Source organism: Pseudomonas wenzhouensis (assembly GCF_021029445.1).
GTDB classification, from domain to species: Bacteria; Pseudomonadota; Gammaproteobacteria; order Pseudomonadales; family Pseudomonadaceae; genus Aquipseudomonas; species Aquipseudomonas wenzhouensis.
Window position 1 is genome coordinate 826,261 of sequence record NZ_CP072610.1, and the last position, 20,630, is coordinate 846,890.

13 protein-coding genes and 1 pseudogene are annotated in these 20,630 nt (G+C 64.4%); 10 read left to right on the top strand and 4 right to left on the bottom strand.

Annotation, left to right across the window (positions count from 1 at the left end; translation table 11 throughout):
- Positions 1-150: 150 nt before the first annotated feature.
- On the top strand, positions 151-1,818 hold the full coding sequence (gene ettA, locus J7655_RS03745) for an energy-dependent translational throttle protein EttA (protein WP_230926630.1): 1,668 nt from the start codon (positions 151-153) through the stop codon (positions 1,816-1,818).
- A gap of 168 nt (positions 1,819-1,986) precedes the next feature.
- Here the strand turns inward: ettA and nadC are convergent, their stop codons facing one another.
- Positions 1,987-2,835, bottom strand: coding sequence for a carboxylating nicotinate-nucleotide diphosphorylase (nadC, locus tag J7655_RS03750; RefSeq protein ID WP_230926631.1), 849 nt, complete (start codon positions 2,833-2,835; stop codon positions 1,987-1,989).
- Positions 2,836-3,212: 377 nt separating this feature from the next.
- On the opposite strand from nadC, the gene J7655_RS03755 reads away from it, so the two are divergent.
- The 5 genes and pseudogenes from J7655_RS03755 (at position 3,213) to J7655_RS20900 (ending at position 9,543) form a co-directional block, all read left to right on the top strand.
- Entirely contained in the window at positions 3,213-5,504 is a 2,292-nt protein-coding gene (locus tag J7655_RS03755) for a DUF1631 domain-containing protein (protein ID WP_230926632.1), read from the top strand.
- A gap of 354 nt (positions 5,505-5,858) precedes the next feature.
- Complete coding sequence (gene ampD, locus J7655_RS03760) at positions 5,859-6,410, top strand: 1,6-anhydro-N-acetylmuramyl-L-alanine amidase AmpD (RefSeq protein ID WP_230926633.1); 552 nt, start codon at positions 5,859-5,861, stop codon at positions 6,408-6,410.
- 2 nt (positions 6,411-6,412) lie between these two features.
- On the top strand, positions 6,413-7,246 hold the full coding sequence (ampE, locus tag J7655_RS03765; RefSeq protein WP_230926634.1) for a regulatory signaling modulator protein AmpE: 834 nt from the start codon (positions 6,413-6,415) through the stop codon (positions 7,244-7,246).
- Positions 7,247-8,481: 1,235 nt separating this feature from the next.
- Positions 8,482-8,688 (top strand): annotated as a pseudogene (locus tag J7655_RS20895) (HAMP domain-containing protein); the annotation flags it as partial.
- A 150-nt stretch (positions 8,689-8,838) separates the two neighbouring features.
- The gene (locus tag J7655_RS20900) at positions 8,839-9,543 is read left to right on the top strand and encodes a methyl-accepting chemotaxis protein (RefSeq protein ID WP_420850930.1); all 705 of its coding nucleotides are present in this window, start codon (positions 8,839-8,841) and stop codon (positions 9,541-9,543) included.
- A 171-nt stretch (positions 9,544-9,714) separates the two neighbouring features.
- On the opposite strand, the gene J7655_RS03775 is transcribed toward J7655_RS20900, so the two are convergent.
- The gene (locus J7655_RS03775; RefSeq protein ID WP_230926636.1) at positions 9,715-10,494 is read right to left on the bottom strand and encodes a TatD family hydrolase; all 780 of its coding nucleotides are present in this window, start codon (positions 10,492-10,494) and stop codon (positions 9,715-9,717) included.
- A 104-nt stretch (positions 10,495-10,598) separates the two neighbouring features.
- Positions 10,599-11,585, bottom strand: coding sequence for a catabolite repressor/activator (cra, locus tag J7655_RS03780; protein ID WP_230926637.1), 987 nt, complete (start codon positions 11,583-11,585; stop codon positions 10,599-10,601).
- 180 nt (positions 11,586-11,765) lie between these two features.
- Here cra and ptsP point away from each other — a divergent pair, with 180 nt between their 5' ends.
- The 4 genes from ptsP to J7655_RS03800 all read left to right on the top strand — a co-directional run bounded on the left by ptsP (position 11,766) and on the right by J7655_RS03800 (position 19,582).
- The gene (ptsP, locus tag J7655_RS03785) at positions 11,766-14,627 is read left to right on the top strand and encodes a phosphoenolpyruvate--protein phosphotransferase (RefSeq protein ID WP_230926638.1); all 2,862 of its coding nucleotides are present in this window, start codon (positions 11,766-11,768) and stop codon (positions 14,625-14,627) included.
- Complete coding sequence (pfkB, locus tag J7655_RS03790; RefSeq protein WP_230926639.1) at positions 14,627-15,547, top strand: 1-phosphofructokinase; 921 nt, start codon at positions 14,627-14,629, stop codon at positions 15,545-15,547. Before ptsP ends, pfkB begins: the two co-directional genes overlap by 1 nt.
- A 12-nt stretch (positions 15,548-15,559) precedes the next feature.
- Entirely contained in the window at positions 15,560-17,287 is a 1,728-nt protein-coding gene (locus tag J7655_RS03795) for a fructose-specific PTS transporter subunit EIIC (RefSeq protein ID WP_230926640.1), read from the top strand.
- Between the two features lie 117 nt (positions 17,288-17,404).
- Positions 17,405-19,582 (top strand): hypothetical protein, encoded by a 2,178-nt coding sequence (locus J7655_RS03800; protein ID WP_230926641.1) that lies wholly within the window; start codon positions 17,405-17,407, stop codon positions 19,580-19,582.
- Positions 19,583-19,912: 330 nt separating this feature from the next.
- On the opposite strand, the gene cobB is transcribed toward J7655_RS03800, so the two are convergent.
- On the bottom strand, positions 19,913-20,620 hold the full coding sequence (gene cobB / locus J7655_RS03805; RefSeq protein WP_230926642.1) for a Sir2 family NAD+-dependent deacetylase: 708 nt from the start codon (positions 20,618-20,620) through the stop codon (positions 19,913-19,915).
- Positions 20,621-20,630 lie beyond the last annotated feature (10 nt).

Consider the following 20,630-nt stretch of genomic DNA (forward strand, 5'->3'; position numbering starts at 1 on the left):
TCGTTGCCAGGGCAATGAAAATTACCCGCAGCCGGTCACGGCGGGCAGGTCAGCAGACGCCAGCGGTTTGCCGTCTGCATTACTGCAGCGTTGCGCCGTAACGCCGGGCCCACTCTATTTCAGCCTTTATTCTAACCAGTCAGGTTTTCCATGGCTCAGTACGTCTACAGCATGCATCGGGTCAGCAAGGTTGTCCCGCCCAAGCGTGAAATTCTCAAGGACATCTCCCTGTCCTTCTTCCCGGGGGCTAAGATCGGTGTTTTAGGTCTCAACGGTGCAGGTAAATCAACATTACTGCGCATCATGGCCGGCGTCGACACCGAGATCGACGGCGAAGCCCGGCCGATGCCCGGCATCAAGGTCGGCTACCTGCCACAGGAGCCGCAGCTCGACCCGAGCAAGACCGTGCGTGACATCGTCGAAGAGGCCGTAGGCGAGATCAAGCAGGCCCAGGCCCGCCTCGACGAAGTGTATGCCGCCTATGCCGAGCCGGATGCCGATTTCGACGCGCTGGCCGCCGAGCAGGCCAAGCTCGAAGCCATCCTGCAGGCCTCCGACGGGCACAACCTCGAGCGCCAGCTGGAAGTGGCCGCCGACGCCCTGCGCCTGCCGCCATGGGATGCCAAGATCGAACACCTGTCCGGTGGCGAGAAGCGCCGTGTGGCGCTGTGCCGCCTGCTGCTGTCGGCGCCCGACATGCTGCTGCTCGATGAGCCAACCAACCACTTGGATGCCGATTCGGTGGCCTGGCTCGAGCGTTTCCTGCATGATTTCCCCGGCACCGTGGTGGCCATTACCCACGACCGTTACTTCCTCGACAACGTTGCCGGCTGGATTCTCGAACTCGACCGTGGCCACGGCATCCCCTACGAAGGCAACTACTCCGGCTGGCTGGAATCGAAGGCCAACCGCCTCGCTCAGGAAGCCAAGGCCGAGGCGTCGCATGCCAAGGCGATGAAGGCCGAACTGGAATGGGTTCGTCAGGGCGCCAAGGCGCGTCAGTCCAAGTCCAAGGCGCGTCTGCAGCGCTTCGAGGAAATGCAGTCGCAGGAATTCCAGAAGCGCAGCGAGACCAACGAGATCTACATTCCGGCCGGTCCGCGCCTGGGCGACAAGGTCATCGATTTCCACAATGTATCGAAGTCCTTCGGCGACCGCGTGCTGATCGACGATCTGTCCTTCAGCATCCCCAAAGGCGCCATCGTCGGCGTGATCGGCGGTAACGGTGCCGGCAAGTCGACCCTGCTGCGCATGATCACCGGCAAGGAGCAGCCGGACTCCGGCACCATCGAGATCGGTGAAACCGTACAGATCGCGAGCGTCGAGCAGAGCCGCGAAATGCTCGAAGGCAACAAGACCGTGTGGGAGCAGATTTCCGATGGTTTCGACATGATCAAGGTCGGCAACTACGAGGTGCCGTCGCGCGGTTATGTCGGGCGCTTCAACTTCAAGGGCGCCGACCAGCAGAAGTTCGTCAAGGATCTCTCCGGCGGTGAGCGCGGGCGTCTGCACATGGCGCTGACCCTCAAGCAGGGCGGCAACGTGCTGCTGCTCGACGAACCGTCCAACGACCTCGACGTGGAAACCCTGCGCGCCCTGGAAGAAGCGCTGCTGGACTTCCCCGGCGCCGCCATCGTGATCTCCCACGATCGCTGGTTCCTCGACCGTATCGCCACGCACATCCTCTCCTACGAGGACGACGGCAAGGTCAACTTCTTCGAAGGCAACTACACCGAGTTTGAAGCCGACCGCAAGAAACGCCTGGGCGAGGCTGCCGCACAGCCACACCGCGTGCGTTACAAGAAGCTGGCGCAGTAAGCGTTCAGTGGAAAATACAACGGAGCCTGCGGGCTCCGTTTTTCGTTGCGGTGAGGGGGGCTCGAACCGGGTGAAGTAGGGTCTACAGACTTATTCCTGATGTGAGATGTCGAGGGGGAGGCTGGCGCTACAATGCGCTGCGAGATGCATCTGGATATTGTTAGCGGTTTACAGTGCCAACCGCATCGACAAATCCACCGCCTTCACATCCTTGGTCAGCGTCCCCAGCGAGATGTAATCCACGCCTGTCTCGGCAATCACGCGCAAGGTGCTGTCGTTGATGCCGCCCGAGGCTTCGAGTTTGGCGCGGCCGGCGGTGAGCCTTACGGCTTCGCGCATGTCCTCCAGTGACAGCTCGTCGAGCATGACGATATCGGCGCCCGCGTCCAGCGCTTGGCGCAGTTCTTCCAGACTTTCCACTTCCACTTCCACCGGCTTGCCCGGGGCGATCTGGTGAGCGGCGTTGATGGCCTGGGCGATGCTGCCGCAGGCCGCGATATGGTTTTCCTTTATGAGGAAGGCGTCGTAAAGGCCGACGCGGTGGTTGTGGCAGCCGCCGCAGGTCACCGCGTATTTCTGTGCCAGACGCAGGCCTGGAAGGGTTTTGCGGGTATCGAGCAGTTTTACCTGGGTGCCTTCGACAAGGTCGGCGTAGTGGCGGCAGCGGGTGGCCACGGCAGACAGGGTCTGCAGGAAGTTCAGTGCGCTGCGCTCGCCACTGAGCAGGGCGCGCGCCGGGCCTTCGAGGCGCAGCAGGGTCTGGTCGGCGCTGACCTTGTCACCATCCTGCACCTGCCAATGTACCGCGACGCGGGGGTCGAGCTGGCGAAACACCGCATCGACCCAGGCCGTGCCGCACACTACGGCGGCCTCACGGGTGATCACGCGGGCGCTGGCCAGGCGTTCGTCCGGAATCAGCTGCGCGGTGATGTCGCCGCTGCCGATGTCCTCTGCCAGGGCGCGGCGGACATTGGCTTCGATTTCGCCGCTGAGGTCAGCGAGGGTCAGGTTGGGCATGATCGGCTCCGGTGTAGGCGTGGGGCGATTATAGAGGCAGACGCTGCAAGGGCAATGGACTGGCAACTGGCGGGTTGCGCAGTATGGTCTTGCGAGCGGAGCGCTTGACCGACCCATGGCGCGGCGCTCGCTTCGAGCCGGCGTTAGGTTGTCGATCTGCGGCTACGCTTGAGCGAGTGGCTTCCGGGCAGGGCGCGTGGCTATCTGTGACCTGCTTCATGTCTACAGTAAAAATTGGCTTGGTGTGGCGCGTATCCTCCCTATAATGGCTTTACTTTTTACATTATTGACGCCAGGCCTTTGACGTTACGGACGACGCTCGGTTGACGCTGTGCAGACCAGGAAGCCCGGGTTCGGGCAGTCTGCGGGAGACTAGAATGAAGACCGACGCGAATGTGGTGCACCTGGCCAAGGTCATCGCAGAGCAATCGCCAACTTCGCCGGTAGGAAGACTGCCCGTGGCGCTGACCCAGGTGCGTGATAAAGCTGCGCAACAGCTCAAGCAGAGTCTGCAGAGCCTGTTCGACAATGCCGACGATACCCTCTTCGAGATGGCGGATCGGGCTACCAGTAATGCCGAGCAGAATGCTTTCTTCGAGGCCATGCGCGACCTGCGCCTGAAACGCAAGAACATCGAGCGCGGTTTCCTGCAGAAGGTGTTCGAGTCTTTCGCCAATCTCAATCAGTACGAAATCGGTAAGCCGCAACCCGCGCTTGATGCGGTGTCGTTCGACAGCCTGAGCCTGGTGCAGAACGACGAACTGGAAGAAACCGTTGCCCTGGATGCCATGGTGGCCAGGGTGATGAGCCGTGATGCCGTTGCGCTGGGGCATCTCACCACGCGCCTCAATGCTGTGATCAGCAAAAAACTCGATGACAAGAGCAACCCGCTCGGCCCGACGCTGCTCAGTGAATACTTCCTCGATGCCTGCAGTGGCCTGGGTGTGGAGATCAAGGTCAAGCTGATCATCCTCAAACTGTTCGAAAAATATGTGCTCGGCGGTTGTGATCTGCTGTACGCCGAAGCCAACCAGGCGCTGGTCGCTGCCGGTGTGCTGCCTGAACTCAGGTCTGCACCGCCGCGCCGGCAGCCGCGCCAGGCAACTTCGGCCCAGGCGCAGCCAGCCACTGAGGACGGCATGCCCTTGCTCGACGGGGCTGATGCGAGTGTGCAGGAGGTGTTTGGCGCCTTGCAGGATCTGCTGTCGCAGGTGCGCGGCACGGCGATGCCACGACGTGCCCAGGTGGCCGATGCATTGCCGATTACCAGCAATGACCTGATGCGTCTGCTCTCGCACATGCAGCAGCGTGCTCCGGCTCAGGCCAGTGTCGAAGACTTCGACCTGCGCGAGCAGCTCGAGCTACTGCTCGAGCGCGCCAGTGCCAAGAGCGGCAAGGCGCGGGTAGTGGGTGAGGTGGATGAAGATGTGATCAACCTGGTGTCGATGCTGTTCGAGTTCATTCTCGACGATCGCACCCTGCCGGATTCGCTCAAGGCGCTGATCGGACGTCTGCAGATCCCGATGCTCAAGGTCGCGGTGCTGGACAAGACCTTCTTCAGCCGTGGCAGCCATCCGGCGCGCCGCCTGCTCAATGAAATCGCTTCTGCGGCCCTTGGCTGGGTCGATCAGGACGATGCGCAGCGTGACAGCCTGTATCAGAAGATCGAGCAGGTGGTGCAGCGTCTGCTTAACGACTTTGTCGATGATCCGGCGATTTTCTCCGAGCTGCTGGCCGACTTCATGGCCTTTACCGGCGATGAACGCCGCCGCAGCGAGTTGCTCGAACAGCGCACGCGCGACGCCGAGGAAGGCAGCGCGAAGGCCGAGTTGGCGCGTCGTCAGGTCGAGCACGCATTGAACGAACGACTGCTGGGCAAGACCTTGCCGGAGGTGGTGGTGCGTCTGCTGCAGGAGGCCTGGAGCAAGGTGCTGATGCTCACCTGCCTCAAGCATGGTGTCGATTCCGAGGAGTGGCAGGCCGCCTTGCAGACCATGGATGATCTGGTCTGGAGTGTTGCTCCGCATGAAGACCCGGAAGCACGCCTGCGCTTGCTGGAGCTGGTGCCGGGGCTGCTCAAGGCATTGCGCGAGGGCATGGCCAGCGCGGCCTTCGATCCATTCTCCACCAGCGAGTTTTTCAGCCAGCTGGAGGTGCTGCATGTGCAGGCTTTCCAGCGTTTCAAACGGGCCTCGTCCGACAGCGACGTGGTGCCTGAACTGACAACCGACGCAGCAGAGGCCGGTATCGAGTTGCCGCTGCTGGAGTTGCCGGCTGCGCAAGACGTCGAAGATGCCCCGGCGATGGTCGAGGTGGTGGAGGAAATCATTCTGCTCGCGCCGGGCCAGACGCATCCGCAGGAGCCGGATGTGGTATTGCCGGACGATGACGAGGCCTTGTTGCAGGTCGATGCCCTGCGTGTCGGCAGTTGGGTCGAGATCCAGGAAGACGAAGAGCATAAATTGCGCTGCAAGCTGGCGGCGATCATCAAGCCGACTGGCAAGTATGTATTCGTCAATCGCACTGGTATGAAGGTGCTGGAGAAGACGCGCAACGCCCTGGCCGTGGAGTTTCGCCGCAATACCATTCGCCTGCTCGACGATGCTCTGCTTTTCGACCGGGCTCTGGAGTCGGTGATAGGCAACCTGCGCAGGTTGAAACACAGCTGATTCTTTGCCGGGAAGCGCTTCCGGTAACGCTCTGGTCAGTGGCCCTGCATCAGGATTAAACCTTTTGCTCTTGCAGCGTGCTCGGTATCGATTCGCCGCGAGGCGCGGCTCCTACAGGGGATATCAGGGCTAAGCATTTCGGCTTTTGTGGGAGCCCCGTCCCGGGGCGAAGCTTCTGGCTTGGGTGTTGCCCCTGTAACCATTCGCCGCGATGTGCGGCTACAGGGGGTTGATGCCAGGACGCTGAGCCTTGGCGGCTCGCTCTGATTCTCTCGCGCGCACATCCTGTTGCGCCCTCGCTCTTGGCCGCTGTAGCCGCCTGTTCTAGAGTGGTTGCTCGTTCAGGAGCATTTCATGCAGCTCGACCCCTCGACAGGCTGGTTTCAGGGCATTCGCCATTGCCCATCGCCGAACTTCAATGCACGCCCGGCGGGTGAGGTTTCCTTGCTGGTGGTGCATAACATCAGCTTGCCGCCCGGGCAGTTCGGCACCGGCAAGGTGCAGACGTTCTTTCAGAACCGTTTGCCTGTGCACGAGCACCCTTTCTTCGCTGAGATTGCCTCCTTGCAGGTTTCTGCGCACTTCTTCATCGAGCGTGATGGCGGGCTGACGCAGTTCGTCTCCTGTCTGGATCGCGCCTGGCATGCGGGTGTATCGAGCTTCGAGGGGCGCGACAACTGCAATGATTTTTCGCTTGGTGTGGAGCTGGAAGGGACGGATGATCTGCCCTACACCGATGCCCAGTACGCCAGGCTGGGCGAGTTGACCCGGCAGTTGCTGGGCGCCTATCCGGCGTTGTCGGCGCAGCGTATCCGTGGCCATAGCGACATCGCGCCCGGGCGCAAGACCGACCCGGGGCCGGCTTTCGATTGGTCGCGCCTGCATGCCGAACTGAAGGAGAGGTAGCAATGAGTTTTCTGGTGATCTTACTGGTGCTGTGGGTTGAAAAGTTTTCGGCCTGGCGCCTGCGTATTCAGCAGGATGGCCCCTGGTTGGCACAGCTCCAGCGTTTGCAGCAGGGTGGTTTTCAGCAGGCGCCCTGGCTGTGCCTGGCGCTGCTGGTGTTGCTGCCGGTGCTGGTGCTGGGGCTGCTCTTGCTGGTACTCGAACCGCTGGCTTACGGTTGGCTGGCGTTGCCCGTGCATTTGCTGGTGCTGATCTACAGCCTGGGGCGTGGCGATCTGCTCGCCGCCCTGGGGCCGTTTCGTGATGCCTGGCGGCGCGGTGATGCGCAGGCGGCGTACCACGTCGCCGAGCGCGATCTGGCCCTGCAGCCGGAAGAGGGCAGCGAGCTGCTGGTGCAGGTTCAGGGACACTTGCTGTGGCAGGCGTATCAAAGCTTCTTCGCGGTTATTTTCTGGTATCTGCTGCTCGGGCCGATGGCGGCGCTGGCGTATCGCCTGCTGGCGCTGAGCGCCGAGCAGGCCGAGCAACCGGCTCTGCGCGAGCGGGCCGTGCAGGTGCGGCATGCCTTCGATTGGCTGCCGGCGCGGGTGCTGGCTTCCAGTTTTGCCCTGGTGGGCAATTTCGTCGCGGTCAGTCGTGCCCTGCTGCATGAGCTGCTGAGCTGGGACATTTCTGCTGCGCAACTGGTGATCAAGGCCGGGCGTGCGGCAGGGGAGATGCCGCCGCCGGTGATGGGTGAGGAGGGCGTCGAGACTCTCGATCAGCTCTGGCAGCTGCTGATACGCGCGGCGGTGGTCTGGTACGCCGGTTACGCGGTGTGGGTGTTGTTCATCTAGCAGCGCCTGGCGATCAGCCAGGCTCTTTCGTGCGCTGCGCGGCCCGGCAGGATATCGGCTGGGCATTCGGCGTGCGCTTAACCTTAAGTTACAAAGCGACACGTCGATAAGGGGTATAAGAGGCATCAGCCGCCCTTTTGGTGACTTTCGTCACATTCGTCTGCCTCTGTACAGGCCGGGCTGCGCAGGACGCCGTCGTCAGCCCGAAAGCGGTTTTGCGGTCGTTCAGCTACACCCATAACAATAATGCTAACTGGAGACGTCTAGTGAAGACCGTGTTGTACCCGGCCATCGCGCTGATGAATCGCCTCAGCTTCGGCATGAAGTTCAGCCTGATCAGCGTTTTGTTCTTCCTGCCCATGCTCGTCACCAACTTCTATCTGGTGCGTGACTCCTATCGTCAGTTCGTTGGTACCCAGACGGCTCTGCAAAGCCTGGAACTGCTGGGGAGCAGCCTGCAGTTGCGGCGTGATCTGGAAAACCTCAACGACCTGGTGCTGATCAATTCGATGATCGGCCAGTCCGGTCAGGCGGGTGATCTCGAGGGGCGCATCGATCAACTGCAGCAGTCGCTCAGCGCCAGTTTGCAGGGGCTGCAACCGGTGACCAGCGATGCCGACCAGGCCGCAGAGTTCCTGGCCAAGCGCGATGAGCTGCTGGCCGAGCTGAAAAGCGCAGAAGCCGAGACGTCTTTGCAGAGCAAGGCCGTCATGGTCGAGAAGCTGTTGGGAGCTTCGCAGGTCTTCATCAAGCAGGTGGCCAGTCAGGCTGGTCTGAGTCAGGACCCGCAGCCGCAGGTGCGAGGTATGACCGAGCTACTGACCAACGTGACGCCCCATATTACCGGGGCGCTCAGCCAGGGGCGGGCCATCGGTGCCTATTCCCTGGGGCAGGGGTTTCTCAATTCCGCTGCCAGTACCAAATTCGATGATCTGCTGTTGCGGTTGGAGAAACTGCACGCCGAGTATGGCCTCAATCTGCAGGAGGCCCTGGCGGGCAATGTGGCTGCGCAGAATGGCCTGGGCAGTCTGGCCGAGGCCAGCCGTCAGACGCTCAAGGACGGCGCAGTCTTGTTCGAGGACAAGGTGATCATCGCCGACAGCCTGGATGCACCCTGGGCGCAGTTCTATGAGCAGGTCAGCCAGGAAATGGCCAAGACCTACGCTTTCAACGATGGCCTGCTGGCCTTTCTCGACAGCCAGTTGAGCGAGAGGCTCGCGGAGAACCGTGGGCAGATGGTGCTGCTGGTCGCTGCCCTGGTGGTGGTGTTCCTGCTGATCGTCTATCTCTACAGCGGCTTTTACGTATCGACCCGCACCACCCTGAAGAATCTGGGGCGGGTGATGGACAAGGTGGCGGCGGGCGACATGACGGTCAGCTTTCAGGCGCACAGCCGTGACGAGTTGGGCGAGCTGGGGCAGGTATTCAATCAGACCGTGCAGCGTATTCACGATCTGATCGAGCGTGTCGGCCATACCGTGGGCGAAGTCGGTGGCCAGGCTGACCGGGTTGAGGTGATCTCCGGCGAGAGTAATCAGGCCGTGGCGGGGCAGCGTTCGCAGATCGAGCAAGTGGCCACGGCGATGAACCAGATGGCCGCTACCGCTCAGGAAGTCGCACGCAGCGCCGCGGCGGCAGTGGGCAGTGCGCAGAGCGTGAATCAGGAAACGGTCAGTGGCCGTGCCCTGGTCGAAGCGCAGGTCGGCGCCATCGAGCGTCTGGCCGGCGAAATCGATCAATCGGTGGCGGTCATCAATCAGCTGGCCAGCGACAGCGCTTCGATCAGTCAGGTGCTGGATGTGATCAAGGGCATCGCCGAGCAGACCAACCTGTTGGCGCTCAATGCCGCGATCGAGGCCGCGCGCGCCGGTGAGCAGGGACGAGGTTTTGCCGTGGTGGCCGATGAGGTGCGCAACCTGGCCAAGCGTACCCAGCAGTCCACCGAAGAGATCGAGGCGATGATCGCCAAGCTGCAAGGCGGTGTCGGCGCGGCGGTCAAGGCCATGAATGCCAGTCACCAGATGGCGGATGCTACGGTCAGTGAATCATCCAGGGTGCAGCAGGCGCTGGAAAACATCCTCGGTGCAGTGGGCATGATCGTCGACCAGAACCAGCAGATCGCCGCTGCTGCCGAACAGCAGACGGCGGTGGCGCACGATATCGATCAGAACATCGTCGAGATCAACCACGCTGGAGAGCGTACCGCCGCCGGTGCCAGCCAGACCGAGCAGGCCAGCCGCGAATTGAGCGAGTTGGTAACGCGGCTCAAGCAATTGATCGGCGCGTTTCGTGTGTGAGGACTGGCCTCGTGGGAGGCGCTTTGGCGGCGATGCTTTTGTAGTCGTCGTGGCCAAAGCCCCTTCCACAGGCCTCCACGCTCAGGGGTAGGAGCGGCGCCCCGCCGCGAATTTGGGCGACGCGGTCTGGAAGCATTCGCCCCGGGGCGGGGGCTCCTACCCTGGCTGCATTTATCCCCAGCCGAACAACTCATCTGCATTACGGCTGCTGGCCGCCGCCAGTTCTTCGGTGCTGATGCCACGTAAGGCGGCCAGTTCAGTGCAGATATCTGCCAGGTACTCCGGACTGTTGCGCTGATACGGGTGCATGGCCGGTGCCATGTCCGGGGCGTCGGTTTCCAGCACGATGGCGTCCAGTGGCAACCCGGCCACTACCTGGCGCAGACGGTTGGCCTGTGGCCAGGTGGCCGCGCCACCCAGGCCGAGACGAAAACCCAGCTTGATGTATTCGCGGGCTTCTTCCTGACTGCCGGCAAAGGCGTGGATGATGCCGCCGGGCTTCAGGCGAAAGCGTTTGAGTGTGGCGATGGTCGCGGCATGGGCGCGGCGCACATGCAGCAAGGCTGGCAGTTCGAACTCGGCAGCCAGCTCAAGCTGCGCCTCGAACAAGGCCTGCTGGCGCTGCCGATCCAGGTTCTCCAGGTAGTAATCCAGACCGAACTCGCCAACGGCGCAGAGCTTGCGCTGCCCGAGGCGGTCGCTGAGCCATGCACGCAGTTCATCGAGGTGCTGCGGCTGATGTTCGTTGAGATAGACCGGGTGCAGGCCGAACGCGGCATACAGGCCTTCGTTTGCCTCGACCAGGTGCCACAGCCGCTGCCAATTGGCCTGATAAACCCCGAGCACCACCATGCGCTGCACGCCAAGCGCCCGGCTGCGCGCGAGCACGGCGTCGCGATCCGTGTCGAAGTCGGGGAAGTCGAGGTGGGTATGGGTGTCGATCAGGCGCATGGGCCAAGCTTCGGTGATTTTTCCCGGCGATGCCAGGTGCGGATGCCGGTGTTTCTCGCCATGGTCGTCCGCACGCGGGTTCTGTGTTGCGAAGGCGCCCGATCCTACAGGCGCGCCTTGAAACTGCGTTCGATGGCCTCGATGCCGGGGCGATAGTCGTTGTTCTCCACCGCCTGTAAGGTCCAGGCCAATACCCGTTCGGTAATGCGCTCGTGCTGCTGGCTCATGGCGTTGACCCGCAGCGGCAGAAAATCCAGCAACTGGGTGTCGCCGAAGGTGGCCAGTCGCACGGCTGGCCAGTGCTCGCTGCCTTGTTCGCGCAGGGCATCGAACACCCCTTCGAGCAGCACGTAGGCGGTGGTCAGCAGGGCATCCGGCGGGCTGCCTGCGTCCAGTAGCGTCTTCATATGCCGGTAGCCGCAGGCGCGGTTGAACTGCTCGCCGTGGCAGACGCTGAGGCGTCCGTCGAAGCCCGCCAGGGCGGCACGGAAACCGCGCTCGCGCGCCTGGCTGATGACCAGTTCAGCGCGTGCGCCAAGCAGGGCGATATGACGCGGTTTGGGCGTGAGCAGGCTGGCGGTGAGGGTGCGTCCGGCTTGTTCGTCATCGCTGACCACCGAGCGGATGTGGGCTGGCGACAATGCCCGGTCGACAGCGATCACTGGCAGGCCGGCGGCGACGATGCTGGGGTACAGCAGGTCGTCCGGCGGCAGGCAACTGGCGACGATCAGCGCCTCGCAGCGACGCGAGCGAAACAGGTCAAGCAACTGCCGTTCGCTGCTCGGGTCGTCATCGGAACTGGCGATCAGCAACTGGTAGCCGGCGGCGCGGGCCTTCTGCTCGAGCAGCTTGGCCAGGCGCGCATAGCTGGGGTTTTCCAGGTCCGGCAGGATGAAACCGAGGCAGCGACTCTGCCCACGGCGCAGACTGGCGGCCTGCTGATCTGGGCGATAGCCATGCTCTTCGACCACCGCCAGCACCCGGGCCACGGTGGCGGGGCTGATGCGGCGTTTCTCGGCCTGACCGTTGATCACGTAGCTGGCGGTTGTAACCGAGACCTGAGCCAGGCGGGCGATGTCGCTGAGTTTCACGGGCGCATCCTGAATCGCTGAGTGAGAGGGCGTGCGAGCGCCGCGAGTCTACAACGACTCGGCGACGGCCGGGCTTCAAGGATCACTCATTATCGGATAAGGTGCCAGCGCTTGATGAATCGTTTCAGCAAAGCGGATTCATCGGCTAGTCTTAGCCAAAACAACAAGTCGGAGACCACCATGCTCGAACTCGATGCCAGCCAAATCCAGATGGGCCGGGTTGCGGCGAACAAGGGCGAAGCCCTGGCCATGCTCGGTGATGCGCTGACCCGTGCCGGCCTGGCCAATCCGGCTTACCTCGAGGGCTTGCAGGCGCGTGAGGCCCAGGGCTCGACCTTTCTCGGTCAGGGCATCGCCATCCCCCATGGCACGCCACAGACCCGCGATCAGGTGCTGCGCACTGGCGTCAGCCTGATTCAATTTCCCGATGGGGTGGACTGGGGCAATGGCCAGCAGGTGTACCTGGCCATTGCCATTGCTGCGCAATCCGACGAACACCTGCACCTGCTGCAACTGCTGACCCGCGCCTTGGGCGAGGGCGACCTGAGCCAGGCACTGCGTGAGGCCCGCGAGCCGGCGCAGATTCTCGAGCTGCTGCAGGGCGCGCCGCAGGCGCTGGCGCTGGACGGCCAACTGGTGGCGCTGGGGCAGCCGGCCGAAGATTTCGACGAATTGCTCTGGCAGGGCGCGCGCCTGTTGCGCCAGGCCGGTTGCGCGCGCAGCGGTTTTGCCCTCGGGCTGGCCCGTGGCGAGCCGCTGCCGCTGGGCGACGGCCTGTGGTGGCTGCACAGCGAGGCCAGCGTCGAGCGGCCTGGGCTGGCCTTCGTCACCCCGGCTCAGCCGCTGAGTTTTCGCGGTGAGGCGCTACGTGGTCTGTTCTGTCTGGCCAGCCAGGGCGAAGCGCATCGGCAGGCGCTGGAACGTTTATGCGATGTGCTGATCGGTGGCCGCGCGGCGGCCTTCAGTGAAGCCAGCGATAGCCGCCAGGTGATCGAGGCGCTGGGCGGCGAGGTGCCGCCGGACTGGCCCAGCCTCAGCGTGCCGCTGCTCAATGCTCATGGTTTGCACGCGCGACCGGCCAAGGCGCTGAGCGAGCTGGCGCAGGGTTTTACCGGCGAGATTCGCGTGCGTCTGCGCGGCGACAGCGGCGCGGGCGTGTCGGCCAAGAGCCTCAGCCGCTTGTTGGCCCTGGGCGCGCGACGTGGGCAGATGCTTGAGTTCAGCGCCGAACCGGCGATTGCCGACAGCGCCCTACCGGCCATTCGCGCGGCCCTGGAAAGCGGCTTGGGTGAGGCAGTCGAGCCGCTGAGCGAAGCGTTGCCGGAAGTGGCTGCGCAGTTGCAACCCGTCGAGGTGGTGGCGCCGGTTGCCGGGAGTCGCCTGCTGGCGGTTGGTGCTTCGCCGGGGATCGCCATGGGCCCGGCGCTGGTGCGCACGCCGCCGGTGTTTGATTTCGCCGAGCAAGGGCAGGGTGCCGAACAGGAACGAGCGCGACTGGCGTCAGCCCTAACGGCCGTTGCCGCGCAGATTCAGCGCCTGGTCGACGGCGCCGGGATGGCGAGCATCCGCGAGATTTTCAGTGCCCATCTGGCCATGCTGGCTGATCCGGCGTTGCGCGAGGACGTCGATGCGCGCCTGGCCAAGGGTGCGAGCGCCGAGGCGGCCTGGCAGGGCGAGGTCGAGGCAGCGGCCTCGCGCCAGGAGGCGTTGCATGATCCGCTGCTGGCCGAGCGCGCGGCGGATCTGCGTGATATCGGCAACCGCGTGCTGGCGCATCTGTGTGGCGTGGAGCTGCCCAGCGAGCCGAACGAACCTTACATTCTGGTGATGGCCGAAGTGGTGCCGTCGGACGTCGCCAGCCTCGACCGTCAGCGCGTGGCGGGCATTCTGACCGCGCGCGGCGGTGCGACTGCACACAGCGCCATCATCGCCCGCGCTCTGGGGATTCCCGCCGTGGTTGGTGCCGGTGACGGCGTACTGGCCCTGGCGCAGGGCACGCCGTTGCTGCTCGACGGCGACAGCGGCCTGCTGCGTATCGCTCCGGATGTCGCCGAGCGTGATCAGGCACTCCGGGAGCGCGAGACGGCGCAGCAACGCCGTGAGCAGGCACATGCCGCGCGCTTCGAGGCGGCGCAGACCCGCGATGGTGTGCGCGTGGAAGTGGCGGCCAATATTGGCGCCAGTGGCGAAACCGCCGAAGCGGTGGAGCTGGGCGCGGAGGCGGTGGGCCTGCTGCGCACCGAGCTGGTATTCATGGAGCATGCCCAAGCGCCGGATCAGGCCGCGCAGGAGCGTGAGTACCGGCGTGTGCTCGATGCCCTGGACGGGCGCCCGCTGGTGGTGCGTACCCTGGATGTCGGCGGCGACAAGCCGCTGCCGTACTGGCCGATGCCGGCTGAGGAGAACCCTTTCCTTGGTGTGCGTGGCATTCGCCTGAGCCTGCAGCGCCCGGCGATTCTGGAAACCCAGTTGCGCGCCTTGCTCGCCTCGGCCGATGGCCGGCCGCTGCGCATCATGTTCCCCATGGTCGGCGCGGTGGAAGAGTGGCGCGCAGCGCGTGACATGGTGCAGCGTCTGCGTGAGGAGATCGCCGTCAGCGATCTGCAGGTCGGCATCATGATCGAAGTGCCCTCGGCAGCGCTGCTGGCGCCGGTACTGGCGCGCGAAGTGGACTTCTTCAGCATCGGCACCAACGACCTGACGCAATATTGCCTGGCCATCGACCGTGGCCATCCACAGCTGTCGGCGCAGGCCGATGGTCTGCATCCGGCGGTGCTGCGCCTGATCGAGATGACCGTGACCGCCGCCCACGCCCAGGGCAAGTGGGTGGGCGTTTGTGGTGAGCTGGCCAGCGACCGTTTGGCCGTGCCGCTGCTGGTCGGCCTGGGCGTGGACGAACTGAGCGTGACGCCGCGTTCGATGGCCCTGGTCAAGGCGCGCGTGCGTGAGCTGGACAGTCGCCAGGCGCGCACCCTGGCCGACCGCGCCCTGACCCTGGACAGTGCCAGCGCCGTGCGTGCGCTGGTGGCGGAGATGCACTGATGGCACGAATCCTGACCCTGACCCTGAATCCGGCGCTGGATCTGACCCTGCGCCTGGATCGCCTGCACCCCGGTGCGGTCAACCGCTGCCATGAGCTGCGCAGCCACGCCGCCGGCAAGGGGCTGAACGTCGCCCAGGTGCTGGCCGACCTTGGCCATAGCCTGAGCGTTGCTGGCTTTCTCGGGCGCGCCAACGCGGCGCCGTTCGAGAGCCTGATGCACAAGCGCGGTTTTCACGATCTGTTCGTCCGTGTGCCGGGGGAGACGCGCAGCAATATCAAACTGGCCGAGGCCGATGGCTGCATCACCGACCTCAATGGCCCTGGCCCGCAGGTCGAGGCCGAGCATCTGCAACGTCTGGAAACTGAGCTGGAGCCGCTGCTCGCCGGGCATGACGCCGTCGTGGTCGCCGGCAGCCTGCCGCGTGGGGTGACGCCGCAATGGTTCGCCGGCCTGCTGCGGCGGATCAAGGCCAGTGGCGTGCCGCTGCTGGTGGACAGCAGCGGTGCCGCGTTGCAGGCGGCCCTGGGCGTCGCGCCCTGGCTGATCAAACCCAATGAAGAAGAACTGGCTGAGGTCTGTGGCAGCGATCTGCCGACCGCCGTGCAGCGTCTGCGCGCGCAGGGCATCGAGCATGTGCTGCTGTCGCGTGGCGCCGAGGGCGTCGATTGGTATGGGCCGGGCATCGCCCTGCGCGCTGTACCGCCGCGTGTCGAGGTGGTCAGCACGGTGGGTGCCGGTGACTCGCTGCTGGCCGCCAGCCTGCACGGCCTGCTCGCAGGCTGGCCGGCCGAACGCACCCTGCGCCTGGCCACCGCCGTGGCCGCGCAAGCGGTCACCCAGATCGGCTTCGGCATCCATGATCGCGAGCAGCTGGCCCGTCTCAAGACGGCTGTGCAGTTGCACTCCATAGAACAATAAGAGGCGCCCACCATGAATCTGTTGATCGTCACCGCCTGCCCCAACGGCCAGGTCACCAGTGTGCTCTGTTCGCGCCTGCTGCAGGCAGCGGCTGAGCGCCTGGGCTGGCAAACCTGTGTCGAGGTGCACGACAGCCGTGCCATCGGCGCGCCGCTGAGCGAAGCGCAGATCGCCGCCGCCGACTGGGTGCTGGTGGTCAAGACCGGTGAGTTGTCGCTGGCGCGTTTTGCCGGCAAGCGTCTGGTTCAGGCTGCGCCGGCCGAAGCGCTGGCCGACCCGCAGCGCTTCCTGCAGGACGCCGCCGAGCGTGCTCAGCCCTATGTCGAACGTGCCGAGTCTGAAACCGCTGGCCGCCGTCGCCTGGTCGCCATCACCGCTTGCCCGACCGGCGTGGCGCACACCTTCATGGCCGCCGAAGCGCTGCAACAGGCGGCGCAGCGCATGGGGATCGACCTGCAGGTGGAAACCCGTGGCTCAGTCGGTGCGCGCAATCTGCTCGATGAGGCTGCCATTGCCGCCGCCGATGCCTTGCTGCTGGCCACCGATATCGAGGTGGATACCAGCCGCTTCGCCGGCAAGAAGGTCTATCGCTGCGGCACCGGGGTGGCACTGAAACAGCCGCAACAGACGTTGGAAAAAGCCTTGAGCGAAGCGCGGCCGCTGGCCGAGGCGGCAGCGCCTGCTGAGGGCAAGGCCGTCGCCAGCAGTGGCGAAAAGAGCGGCCCCTACAAGCATCTGCTCACCGGCGTGTCCTATATGCTGCCGATGGTGGTGGCGGGTGGTCTGCTGATTGCTTTGTCGTTCGTCTTCGGCATCGAGGCGTTCAAGGAGGAGGGCACCCTGGCTGCCGCGCTGATGAAGATTGGCGGCGAGAGCGCCTTTCAACTCATGGTGCCGCTGCTGGCCGGCTACATCGCCTATTCCATCGCCGACCGTCCGGGCTTGGCACCAGGGATGATCGGCGGGCTGCTGGCCAGCTCGCTGGGCGCCGGTTTTATCGGCGGCATCGTCGCCGGTTTTCTTGCCGGCTATTCGGCCAAGGCCATCGCCCATTGGGTGCGTCTGCCGGCCAGCGTCGAAGCGCTCAAGCCGATTCTGATCATCCCGCTGCTGGCCAGCCTGTTTACCGGGCTGGTGATGATCTATCTGGTCGGCAGCCCGGTGGCGGGTATGCTGGCGGGGCTTACCGCCTTTCTCGATGGCATGGGCAGCACCAATGCCATCCTGCTTGGCGTACTGCTCGGCGGTATGATGTGCGTCGACCTCGGTGGGCCGGTCAACAAGGCGGCCTATGCCTTCTCCGTCGGTCTGCTGGCCTCCAGCAGCTATGCACCGATGGCGGCGACCATGGCTGCCGGCATGGTGCCGCCCATCGGCATGGCCATCGCCACCGTGCTGGCGCGGCGCAAGTTTGCCGAGAGCGAACGCCAGGCCGGCAAGGCCGCTGGGGTACTGGGGCTGTGCTTCATCTCCGAGGGGGCGATTCCCTTCGCGGCGAAAGACCCGCTGCGGGTGATCCCGGCGAGTATCGCCGGTGGAGCGCTGACCGGCGCGCTGTCGATGTATTTCGGCTGCAAGCTGATGGCGCCGCACGGCGGCTTGTTCGTGCTGCTGATTCCCAACGCCATCAACCATGCGCTGCCCTACCTGTTCGCCATCGTCGCCGGCAGCCTGGTCACGGGTGTGCTCTACGCGTTGATCAAACAGCCCGAGGTGCAGCCGCAGGCAGTTGGGGCATGATGAGTGCAAGGTGACGAGGCTCGGTTACACTGGCTGCACTGACGCCGGGATTTGGGGTGGCGTTGTACTGCTCTGCCCCGTGGCGTGACACCTTCACCCAGAAAGGAACTGCTCTAGATGACCCAAACTCTCGCGCATCGCTGGCGCTTCTTCCGTGCCGGCGGTTTCGATCAGGTGCAACTGGAAACCCCGGCCGACCTCGCCGCCCTGCGTGGCCTGGATCAGAAACTCTGGGCCAGCCTGGCCTGCCCGGTGCAGAACCTCGAGTTGGACCGGCGCATGCTCGATTACATCGACCTGAACAGGGACGGGCGTATTCGGGCGCCGGAAATGCTCGATGTGGTCGACTGGACCCTGGCACGCCTGGCTGATCCTGCCGTGCTGTTTCAGCAAGGCCCGCTGCTGCTGTCCTCGCTCACCGACGATGCCGTGGGTACACGCCTGCGTCTGGCTGCACAGCGTCTGCTGGGTGTACTCGGCCGGCCCGATGGCGATAGCCTGACCCCGGCCGATACGGCTGACCTGGCGCAACTGTTCCCGCCGCATCAGCCCAATGGCGATGGTCTGGTGCCGGCGACCCTGACCGACGATGCCGAGCTCAAGGTGGCCATCGCCGACATTATTGGCTGCCTCGGTGCGCAGACTGATCGTAGCGGCGAGCCGGCCATCGGTGCTGAGCAGATTACGGTCTTCTTCGACCAGGCGCGGCAAATACACGCTTGGTATGCACGGGCCGCCGAGCAGGGGCTGGATGTGTTCGGCGATGACACCGTCGCGGCGGTTGAGGCGTTGAGTGCCGTGCGCGACAAGATCGACGATTATTTCACTCGCGTGGCCATGGCCGAGTTCGACCCGCGCGCCGCTGCGCTGATGAATGCCCGGGAAGACGAACTGGTACGTCTGGCGGCGCTGTCACTGGCCGATGCCGGCGAAGTCGCGGGGCTGCCACTGGCCGCCGTGCAGCAGGGCGACGAATTACCCCTGAGCAAGGGGCTCAATCCGGCCTGGCAGGGCGCTATCGCGGCGTTTCGTCAGCGTGTGGTGGTGCCGGTGTATGGCGAGCTGGATAGCCTGTCGCGCGAGCAGTGGCAACATCTGCTGACGCTGTGTGGCAACTACCTGGCCTGGCAGGCCGAGGCACCCAAGCCGGCAATTGCCGATGGACTGTCACGCGAGCGCATTCTCGAACTGCTCGAACAAGGCAGCGAAGCGCGTCTACTGGCCCTGGTCGAACAGGACAAGGCGGTGGCCGAGGCGGCCGAAGGCTTGGTCGATCTGGACAAGCTGATTCGTCTGCGCCACGGCCTGGTCGAGTTGCTGCGCAATTTCGTGTCGTTCCAGCGCTTCTATGCGCGTCAGGCCAAGGCGGTGTTCCAGGCCGGCGTGCTGTACATCGACGGCAAGAGCTGTGATCTGGTGGTCGAGGTGGGCGACATCGAGGCGCATGCCAAGGTGGCGGCGGCCAGCGACTGCTTCCTGCTCTATTGCACCTGTACCCGTCGTGGCGAGCCGGTGCGGGGGCGGGAAACGCTGAACATCGTGGTGGCCGTGACCGCTGGCAGTGAAGGCGATCTGCAGGCCGGTCGCCACGGGCTGTTCTATGACCGCGATGGCAACGACTGGGATGCCACGGTGGTCAAGGTGGTGCAGCATGCCATCAGTATTCGCGAGGCGTTCTGGTCGCCGTACCGGCGCATCTCCAGCCTGGTGTCCGAACAGGTACAGAAGCTGGCGGCCAGCCGTGATGCCGATATGGTCAGCAAGACTGCCGCCAGGCTCGGCGAAACCGGTGCTGCGCCGGCCGCTACAGCGGCGCCGGCCTTCGACATTGCCAAGTTCGCCGGGATTTTCGCCGCCATCGGCCTGGCGGTCGGCGCCCTGGGGACGGCGCTGGCGGCGGTGGTCACGGGGATTCTGGCGCTGGCCTGGTGGCAGATTCCATTGTTGTTGCTCGGTGTGTTGCTGGCCATCTCCGGCCCGGCGATGCTGCTGGCCTGGTTCAAGTTGCGCCGGCGCAGCCTGGGGCCGATCCTCGATGGCAACGGCTGGGCGGTGAATGCCCAGGCGCGGCTCAGCATTCCCTTCGGTACTGCACTGACGCAGATGGCGGAACTGCCCAAGGGCAGCGACCGCGCGCTACGCGACCCCTATGCCAACAAAGCGCCTGTGTGGCCCTGGATACTGGCGCTGCTGCTGGCGCTTGGACTGGGTTACTACGCCTGGAGCAATGGTGTGTTCAGCCCGGCATCGGAGGTACCTGCCGAAGCCGCGGCGCCTGTTCAGGACGCCGGGTAGGGCGTCCCGGTCCGCCCTACGCGCTGCCGGCTGAAGGAAAATTGTGGGAGCCGCTCCCCGCGGCGAATCGGGTATTCGCCCCGAGGCGGGGCTCCTACGGCTTGGCCATGGGCTGGGGGAGAGGGTTGAAAGCACCGCAAAACTGCCAGTTTCCCCTCTCCGAACGCGGCCCGCCCTAACCCTCCCCCAAAGGGGCGAGGGGACTAATCGCGTCCGACCATCGCTTATGTGAACAGCATGATGGCCATGGGCGCGCTTTTGTAGGAGCCGGCTTGCCGGCGATCCTGCACGATGCTGATCGCCAGCAAGCTGGCTCCTACATTTCGACGCTCAACCAGCCAGCAGCTCCGCCACCCAGCGCGGTATTTGCTCGGTGGCCGGGCCATAGCGCTTTTCGGCGAACAGCGAGTGGCCCTGGCTCGGCTCCAGATTGATCTCCAGCGTATGCGCGCCCGCACGGCGCGCCTGCGCGACGAAACCCGCTGCCGGGTAGACGTGCCCCGAGGTGCCGATGCTGACGAACAGCTCGCACTGCTCCAGCGCGTCGTAAATACGCTCCATGTGATAAGGCATTTCGCCGAACCAGACGATATCCGGCCGTAACGTGCCCTTCAGGCCGCAGCAGGCACAGGCCTGGCCGACCGGCATGTCCTCCAGCAAGGGAAAACGCTGCTGGCTGTTGCTGCACAGCATCGACTGCAACTCGCCGTGCATATGCAACAAGCGTTTGGAGCCGGCGCGCTCGTGCAGGTTGTCGACGTTCTGCGTCACCAGCAGGAATTCGCCTTGCCAACCAGCCTCCAGCTCGGCCAGGGCCAGATGCCCGGCATTTGGTGCGATGGCCGAATCACGCAACTGGGCGCGACGCATGTCGTAGAAGCGCTGCACCAGCGCAGGATCACGGGCGAAGCCTTCGGGCGTGGCCACTTCTTCGATGCGATGGTCTTCCCACAGGCCGTCGGAGGCGCGGAAGGTGCGAATACCGCTCTCGGCGGAGATGCCGGCGCCGGTAAGGATGACGAGATTGGGATGGGGCATGCTGGCTCCT

Bases quoted from the DNA above. Each gene is read 5' to 3' on its own strand.
- ettA (WP_230926630.1), top strand. From the start codon at position 151: ATGGCTCAGTACGTCTACAGCATGCATCGGGTCAGCAAGGTTGTCCCG.
- nadC (WP_230926631.1), bottom strand. From the start codon at position 2,835: ATGCCCAACCTGACCCTCGCTGACCTCAGCGGCGAAATCGAAGCCAAT.
- J7655_RS03755 (WP_230926632.1), top strand. From the start codon at position 3,213: ATGAAGACCGACGCGAATGTGGTGCACCTGGCCAAGGTCATCGCAGAG.
- ampD (WP_230926633.1), top strand. From the start codon at position 5,859: ATGCAGCTCGACCCCTCGACAGGCTGGTTTCAGGGCATTCGCCATTGC.
- ampE (WP_230926634.1), top strand. From the start codon at position 6,413: ATGAGTTTTCTGGTGATCTTACTGGTGCTGTGGGTTGAAAAGTTTTCG.
- J7655_RS20900 (WP_420850930.1), top strand. From the start codon at position 8,839: ATGGCCGCTACCGCTCAGGAAGTCGCACGCAGCGCCGCGGCGGCAGTG.
- J7655_RS03775 (WP_230926636.1), bottom strand. From the start codon at position 10,494: ATGCGCCTGATCGACACCCATACCCACCTCGACTTCCCCGACTTCGAC.
- ptsP (WP_230926638.1), top strand. From the start codon at position 11,766: ATGCTCGAACTCGATGCCAGCCAAATCCAGATGGGCCGGGTTGCGGCG.
- pfkB (WP_230926639.1), top strand. From the start codon at position 14,627: ATGGCACGAATCCTGACCCTGACCCTGAATCCGGCGCTGGATCTGACC.
- J7655_RS03795 (WP_230926640.1), top strand. From the start codon at position 15,560: ATGAATCTGTTGATCGTCACCGCCTGCCCCAACGGCCAGGTCACCAGT.
- J7655_RS03800 (WP_230926641.1), top strand. From the start codon at position 17,405: ATGACCCAAACTCTCGCGCATCGCTGGCGCTTCTTCCGTGCCGGCGGT.
- cobB (WP_230926642.1), bottom strand. From the start codon at position 20,620: ATGCCCCATCCCAATCTCGTCATCCTTACCGGCGCCGGCATCTCCGCC.